This is a genomic window from Vibrio sp. V39_P1S14PM300 (assembly GCF_009904765.1).
In the GTDB taxonomy this organism is placed as follows: domain Bacteria; phylum Pseudomonadota; class Gammaproteobacteria; order Enterobacterales; family Vibrionaceae; genus Vibrio; species Vibrio proteolyticus.
The window spans coordinates 1-7,682 of record NZ_WXWP01000361.1 but is presented as its reverse complement, the minus strand read 5'-3'; the positions used below and the strand labels follow the sequence as shown (position 1 = coordinate 7,682).

Genomic DNA, 7,682 nt, shown 5'->3' with positions numbered 1-7,682 from the left:
GTAATACCCATGCCGATGTCGCTCGGAAATGCTTTTATCAAAAACTTTCTTGGTAAAGCACCAGACTGGTACAAAGTTGCCATTATCGCCTTTCTTATCGTTAACCCGATTGTCTTCTTCCTGATCAACCCGTTTGTCGCTGGTTGGTTGCTGGTCGTTGAGTTCATTTTTACTCTGGCGATGGCGCTGAAGTGTTACCCGCTTCAACCCGGAGGCTTATTGGCCATTGAAGCTATTGCCATTGGCATGACCAGCCCGGAGCAAGTGAAACACGAACTGGTGGCGAACATCGAAGTGTTGCTGCTGCTGGTGTTCATGGTTGCCGGTATTTACTTCATGAAGCACTTGCTTCTGTTTATCTTCACCAAGATCTTACTGGGTATCCGCTCAAAAGCCATGTTATCCGCGGCCTTCTGTTTCGCTGCGGCGTTCCTATCGGCTTTTCTTGATGCGCTGACTGTCATTGCGGTCGTCATCAGCGTCGCGGTGGGCTTCTACGCGATCTACCACAAAGTGGCTTCCGGTAAAGGATCCAGCTCCGCGCACGACCATACCATGGATGACCACTTTACTGATTTGACCCGTGACGATCTGGAAAACTACCGTGCGTTTCTGCGCTCTTTGCTGATGCACGCCGGTGTCGGTACCGCATTGGGTGGAGTAACGACCATGGTAGGTGAACCTCAGAACCTGATCATTGCCGACCAGGCCGGTTGGTTATTTGGTGAATTCATTATCCGTATGGCGCCGGTTACCCTACCCGTCTTTATCTGCGGCATGATCACCTGTGTTCTGGTCGAGAAATTCAAAGTCTTTGGTTACGGTGCTGAACTGCCGGACAACGTGCGCCAGATTCTGGTGGATTTTGACAATGAAGAACGCAAAAACCGCACCAACCAAGACGTCGCTAAACTGTGGATTCAAGGCCTGATTGCCGTATGGCTGATCGTGGGCTTGGCACTGCACCTGGCCGCAGTCGGTCTGATCGGTTTGTCAGTGATCATTCTGGCAACGGCGTTTACGGGCGTGATAGAAGAGCACTCACTGGGTAAAGCGTTTGAAGAGGCCTTGCCTTTTACTGCGCTGCTGGCGGTCTTTTTCTCGATTGTGGCGGTCATCATCGACCAACAGCTGTTCAAACCAGTGATCGATGCAGTACTGCACGTTGAAGACAGCGGTACTCAGTTGGCACTCTTCTATGTGGCGAACGGCCTGCTCTCAATGGTATCGGATAACGTGTTCGTCGGAACCGTCTACATCAATGAAGTGAAAACAGCTCTGCTTGAAGGCATCATCACCCGTGACCAGTTTGACTTGCTGGCTGTGGCGATCAACACCGGCACCAACCTGCCATCGGTGGCGACACCAAACGGACAGGCAGCTTTCTTGTTCTTGCTGACCTCGGCATTGGCTCCGTTGATTCGTCTGTCCTATGGCCGCATGGTGGTCATGGCATTGCCTTACACCATAGTACTGGCTCTGGTCGGTTTGGCGGGCATTGTGTTCTTGGTTGATCCAATGACGACCTGGTTCTACGACGCGGGCTGGATCACACACAAAGCGGTTGAGGCAGCCGGCGCAGCGGTTTCTGCGGGCCACCACTAATAATTTTTGTTGAACACGAAACTATTACGCGATAAAAAGCTCTGATAACTCAGAGCTTTTTTTATTTCCCCAAGGACTGAATCTGTGAACTTTCTAGCCGCCGTTAAATCATTTTCTCAACAGCGCCTGTCATGGCTGCTGCTGCTGGGCTTTGTCGTGTTCTTTGAAGCCTGCGCCCTCTTCTTCCAGCACGTCATGTTGCTGGCCCCATGCGTGATGTGCATTTACGAGCGGGTCGCCATGTTGGGCATTGGCGCTGCGGCACTGCTAGGGATCATCGCACCGACCAACCCTTTGTTCCGATGGCTGGGTCTGGCCGCCTGGGGCATCACAGCGTATAAAGGGCTGACGCTGGCACTGCAGCATGTGGATTACCAGTTTAATCCATCGCCATTTGCAACGTGTGACCTGTTTGTCACCTTTCCGGACTGGGCACCACTGAACCAGTGGGCACCTTGGATGTTCGAAGCTTACGGCGATTGCTCCAAAGTCGTGTGGCAGTTCCTGACGTTATCCATGCCACAATGGTTAGTGGTGATCTTCGCCGCGAACCTACTGGCTCTGGCGGTGGTGGTTATCGCCCAATTCGTCAAAAGCAAATAAACCGACAACGCACAGACTGACCATTCAAATAAAAAAAGCTTGGCCGGGGCCAAGCTTTTTTTATTGCAGATCGCGTTAGTTCATATCTCGCCCTGGCTTCGGTGCCAGCACTTCCCGGTTACCATTGTGCCCTGGCGCACTGACGATACCTTGTGCTTCGAGCTGTTCAACAATCCGCGCAGCGCGGTTGTAACCAATCTTGAAACGACGTTGTACACCAGATACCGAACCTCGGCGGGTTTCGACCACGTGTTCCACCACCTGATCAAACAGTGGATCCATGTCTTCATCACCTTCCGGTTTTTCACCCGGTAGCAAGGCTTCTGGTCCCTGATCACCATTGGTGATTTCATCAATGTAGTTCGGTTTACCACGCGCTTTCCAGTTGTTCACCACCGCATGAACGTCATCATCCGAGGCAAACGCGCCATGAACACGTACCGTATGGCTGGAGCCCGGAGGCAGATACAGCATATCACCCATGCCCAGCAGCGATTCGGCACCGCCCTGATCGAGTATGGTACGCGAGTCCGTCTTGGTTGAGACGGTAAACGCAACGCGGGTCGGAATATTGGCCTTGATCAGACCGGTAATCACATCCACCGACGGACGCTGAGTCGCCAGAATCAAATGAATACCCGCCGCCCGGGCTTTCTGTGCCAGACGCGCGATCAACTCTTCGACTTTCTTACCGACCACCATCATCAGATCGGCAAATTCATCGACAATCACAACAATGTAAGGCAGTTTTTCCAGCAATGGCGGCTCAGGGTCCATGCTGTCGCCCGGTTGCCACAATGGATCATGAATAGGGTGTCCGGCTTCTGCGGCCATCTTCAGTTTGTCGTTGAAGCCTTTGATGTTGCGCACACCGAGTGCAGACATCAACTTGTAACGGCGCTCCATTTCGCCAACACACCAGCGCAACGCATTGGAGGCGTCTTTCATGTCAGTCACCACTTCGGACAGAAGATGAGGAATGCCTTCGTAAACCGACAATTCCAGCATTTTCGGGTCGATCATGATGAATCGTACATCTTCCGGGGTCGACTTGTACAACATACTCAGGATCATGACGTTGACCCCGACCGACTTACCGGAGCCTGTGGTACCCGCCACCAACACGTGTGGCATTTTCGACAGATCAGCCACCACTGCTTCACCTGCGATATCCTGACCGAGTACCACCGTGGTTGGTGATTTCGCTTCCGTAAACTGCGGGCTGCTGATGACATCAGACAAGTACACCGTCTGACGACTCATATTCGGCAGTTCCAGTCCCACATACGGTTTACCTGGGATCACTTCGACTACCCGAACCGCCATGGCTGACAGCGAACGGGCCAGGTCCATTGACAACCCGGAAATACGACTGACTTTCACACCTGGCGCAAGATCCAGTTCAAAGCGAGTGATCACCGGGCCTGGAAAGATATCGACCACGCGCGCTTTGATCTTGTAATCAGCCAGTTTTGACTCCACCAAACGTGCTATCTCTTCCAGTGCGTCACGGTCAATGAAGTTTTCACGCTTCTCAGGATGGTACAGCAACTCCAGTGTCGGCATTGGCTCTGCAGGTTTCGGCAGATTTACATCCTGTTGCACCAAGAACGGGTTTTGCTGCGCAACCACTTTGGCTTGCGCTTCTGCAACCATACTCTGGAAGGCGTTGACGTCTTTATCCTGCGCAGAGTCTTCCTCGTATCCCAGGTCTTCAACCTCAGGCTGAGCAGATAGCGGCTCAGGTTGCACATCTTCTTCAACGAATTCGTCATCGGCGACATCAAAGTCAGAAATCACGGGTTCAATATGATGTGCGTCCGGTTCGACCTGTTGAGAGATATGCGCCAGTTCAGACGGGTTAAGCGTCGGTTGAAGTTCATCTTCCTCGTCATCGTTCAGCCAAGGCGGCGTATCGGTTGGCGCAGGTTGCGGCTCTGGGTTCACCACCGGCGTTTCCTGAACCTCATACTCACTCGCCATATCGTCGTCATCCCAGGCAGCCTGTTCCAGTTCTTCAATCGTTGCACCGAGCTGGCGTGTCCGCTCAACTTTCTGAGCTGTCTCAGCTGTTGATGCTGCTTTCGCGGCAGACTGAGACTCGGATTGAACGGTCGGCGTCACTACTGGACGGCTCGGTACTGCCTGAGGTTGACGTGTTGGCGCTGGCTCAGGCTCAACTGGTGTAACCAGCAGCGGATCGTACTCTGCCGGTTTGGCTTCGGCTTTGTCCGGCATATGGATGTTGTATCGGCGTGATGGCGCACTTGGCGTCTCAATCGCAACATCGTCCTCTGATTCGGTGTTATTGTCATCAAGTTCGCCGAATGACGGCACTTGACGCGCTATTTTAACCGGCGCTTGTGGCGTGATCAGTTGTGGTTCGAGAGTTTCCTCTTTTTCGCCGCGCAGACGATTCACCAGACCACTGAAGAGAGAAATACTGCCTTGCCCAATCCATTCGACGATGCGTAACCAGGAGACGCCGGTCAACAGTGTAAAACCCGCGCCCCACAAAAACAGCAGAACCAGTGTGGTTCCCAATACATTGAGGGTTGGCAGAGCCAAACTGGTCAGGACATCCCCGATCACCCCGCCCGATGAAAAATACCAGATATCATCAAAGTTAATATCAGCAAGACCACAACTGGTGAGCAGTAACACGACCAACCCCGCAAGACGGGAACCCCACAGCATCAGATCAATCGGTTCGTCTTCGTCACGCTTACGCAGAACAATCCACGCCGCAACGGTGATCAGGATCGGTAGCGGATACGCCAGAGAACCGAAGGTAAAAAACAGCGTGTCGGCCGTCCAGGCGCCAACGATGCCGCCAGCATTTTCAATGTCTACCCCCCAGGCAGTCTGCGACCAGGATGGGTCCGCCGGACTAAACGTGAGTAAGGCAATGGACAGCAGAATGGAAATGAGCACGGCCAGAATCAGCCCACACTCTCTGAGACGTTGTGTACCATTCAATCGGGAAGACTGAGGCTCTTCACCGGTTTTGATGATGGTTTCGACCTTATTCTTGTTCTCTTTGAACATAACCAACTTAAATCTAAGAATGAGTAGAAAAACTCCGAGCGGCACAAAGCCGCTCGGTCTAAAGATTTAACCATATCAAGGTCAAAAACCCAATTGTATAAAGTCAGAATATGGAAAGGAGTACCACTATTCTCACTTTTAACGAGTCTTGATCACCAATTGATTGGTTTGCTTCACTTCTTCCATCACCACGTAGGTTCGGGTGTCATTCACCCCAGGCAGACGTAATAGCGTATCACCCAGTAGTTTACGATACGCACTCATGTCCGACACGCGCGTTTTGAGAAGATAGTCGAAATCACCAGAAACCAGATGGCATTCCTGAATATCATCTAATTTCTGCACTGCTGCATTGAACTGTTCGAAAACGTCAGGCGCACCACGATTCAACGTAATTTCTACGAATACGAGAAGAGAGGCATCTAAAAACTGTGGGTTCAACAGCGCGGTGTAGCCTGTGATGTAGCCCTGGCGTTCCAGACGGCGTACACGTTCAAGACACGGCGTGGGAGAAAGCCCGACACGCTTAGAGAGTTCAACGTTTGAAATACGACCATCTTTCTGCAACTCGTTAAGAATGTTGCGGTCGATACGGTCAAGATCCTTGGACGGCTTTTTATAGTTGTCTGCCATTTTTTATTCCACCTTATTACTTCCTTGCAAAAAAATATACTACAACTTTTTAATATTCAGTATCAAATTTTACTGACTCACATCTATACTAGACTTTAATTCGACAGAATTACCCTACACATAGTCAATACAACCACAATACAATGAGGAGTCAGGATGATCATTGGCGTACCTAAGGAAATCAAAAACCACGAATACCGCGTCGGTATGATTCCAGCAAGTGTCCGTGAGCTAATCTCACATGGTCACCAAGTTTTTGTTGAAACCAATGCCGGCGCAGGCATCGGTTTTTCAGACGATGATTACATCGCTGTAGGCGCATCCATTCTTCCTACTGCTGCTGAGGTTTTCGCTCAAGCAGATATGATTGTTAAGGTCAAAGAACCTCAAGCTGTCGAACGAGCTATGCTCAAAGAAGGGCAAATTTTATTTACTTATTTGCACCTGGCACCAGATTTTCCACAAACTGAAGACCTGATCAAGAGCAAAGCTGTCTGCATAGCCTATGAGACTGTAACAGATAATATGGGTCGCTTGCCACTATTAGCACCAATGTCTGAAGTTGCGGGTCGTATGTCTATCCAGGCAGGCGCACAAACTCTTGAGAAATCTCACGGCGGCCGTGGCCTGCTGCTGGGTGGCGTACCAGGTGTTGAACCAGCGAAAGTTGTGATCGTCGGCGGCGGCGTCGTGGGTGCTAACGCAGCTCGTATGGCAGTTGGCATGCGCGCCGACGTTACTATCTTAGACCGTAACATCGATACACTGCGTAAGCTGGATGAAGAGTTTCAGGGCCGTGCCAAAGTGGTTTACTCAACTGAAGATGCGATTGAAAAACACGTTCTGGCGGCCGATCTGGTTATCGGTGCAGTTCTGATCCCAGGTGCCGCAGCTCCTAAACTGGTGACAAAAGAGCACATCGCTAAAATGAAACCAGGCGCGGCTGTTGTCGACGTTGCTATCGACCAGGGCGGTTGTTTTGAAACTTCTCACGCGACAACGCACGCAGATCCAACTTACATCGTTGATGATGTGGTTCACTACTGTGTAGCAAACATGCCTGGAGCTGTTGCTCGCACTTCCACTTTTGCGCTGAACAACGCAACCCTGCCATATATCGTTAAACTGGCAAACAAAGGATACCGTGAAGCTCTGCTGGCTGACCACGGCTTCCTGGAAGGCCTGAATGTTATTCACGGTAAAGTAACGTGCAAAGAAGTCGCAGAAGCGTTTAATCTGGAATACGTAGAGCCGGAAACCGCGATCGCCATGTTCAACTAAGCACTGCTGAACGAATAAAGAAAGCTCTCACCTTGGTGAGAGCTTTTTTGTTTATCAGAACCAGCGCTCTAACGCAGTTTTATCCAACTGCCGGAACGCCCGGTTGAGAATCGCAGCCAACTCTTTATAGCGTGGACGAGATTTGACCGGTTCCAATGCGCAGCCGGTATCAACAATTTTCTGGTGGATTTCACGATACCAACCAGCCAACGCTGGAGGTAACTGGGTATTGGCTCGATTCCCCAGCCACCATATACCTTGTACTGGCAGACTGATGGCAAACAAGGCAATCACCACCGCCTGAGGCATAGCGGAATAATTCTGAAAACTCATCTGAGTGAGCACGCTGATCGCCGCAATGGCAGGCATCACCTTAGTGGCAAAGCGGGTTGCTTTGATGATGCGATGCTCAGGAAACAGCATACTGAGCTCTTTGCGCATCGGCCAGGTATCCATGTACTTCTGACCATCTCTCAAACTGTGTATCAAGCCGACTCTATTACTCATTGGAC

The 7,682-nt window shown here is 51.1% G+C and carries 6 protein-coding genes; 3 read left to right on the top strand and 3 right to left on the bottom strand.

What is annotated here, in order from left to right; genetic code table 11:
- Window positions 1-9: 9 nt before the first annotated feature.
- Together nhaB and dsbB are read left to right on the top strand one after the other, a co-directional pair.
- Window positions 10-1,605, top strand: coding sequence for a Na(+)/H(+) antiporter NhaB (nhaB, locus tag CAG65_RS19005; RefSeq protein WP_021704161.1), 1,596 nt, complete (start codon window positions 10-12; stop codon window positions 1,603-1,605).
- 84 nt (window positions 1,606-1,689) lie between these two features.
- Window positions 1,690-2,208 carry a disulfide bond formation protein DsbB gene (gene dsbB / locus CAG65_RS19000; RefSeq protein ID WP_161454638.1) on the top strand — a complete coding sequence of 173 codons (519 nt, stop codon included), beginning with the start codon at window positions 1,690-1,692 and terminating at the stop codon, window positions 2,206-2,208.
- Window positions 2,209-2,283: 75 nt separating this feature from the next.
- On the opposite strand, the gene CAG65_RS18995 is transcribed toward dsbB, so the two are convergent.
- A complete protein-coding gene (locus CAG65_RS18995) occupies window positions 2,284-5,256 on the bottom strand; it encodes a DNA translocase FtsK (RefSeq protein WP_161454637.1) in 2,973 nt (990 codons plus the stop codon).
- 138 nt (window positions 5,257-5,394) lie between these two features.
- A complete protein-coding gene (gene lrp / locus CAG65_RS18990) occupies window positions 5,395-5,889 on the bottom strand; it encodes a leucine-responsive transcriptional regulator Lrp (RefSeq protein ID WP_021704164.1) in 495 nt (164 codons plus the stop codon).
- Window positions 5,890-6,045: 156 nt separating this feature from the next.
- Here lrp and ald point away from each other — a divergent pair, with 156 nt between their 5' ends.
- Complete coding sequence (ald, locus tag CAG65_RS18985) at window positions 6,046-7,170, top strand: alanine dehydrogenase (RefSeq protein ID WP_021704165.1); 1,125 nt, start codon at window positions 6,046-6,048, stop codon at window positions 7,168-7,170.
- 54 nt (window positions 7,171-7,224) lie between these two features.
- On the opposite strand, the gene yfbV is transcribed toward ald, so the two are convergent.
- Complete coding sequence (gene yfbV, locus CAG65_RS18980) at window positions 7,225-7,677, bottom strand: terminus macrodomain insulation protein YfbV (RefSeq protein ID WP_021704166.1); 453 nt, start codon at window positions 7,675-7,677, stop codon at window positions 7,225-7,227.
- Between the last annotated feature and the right edge of the window lie 5 nt (window positions 7,678-7,682).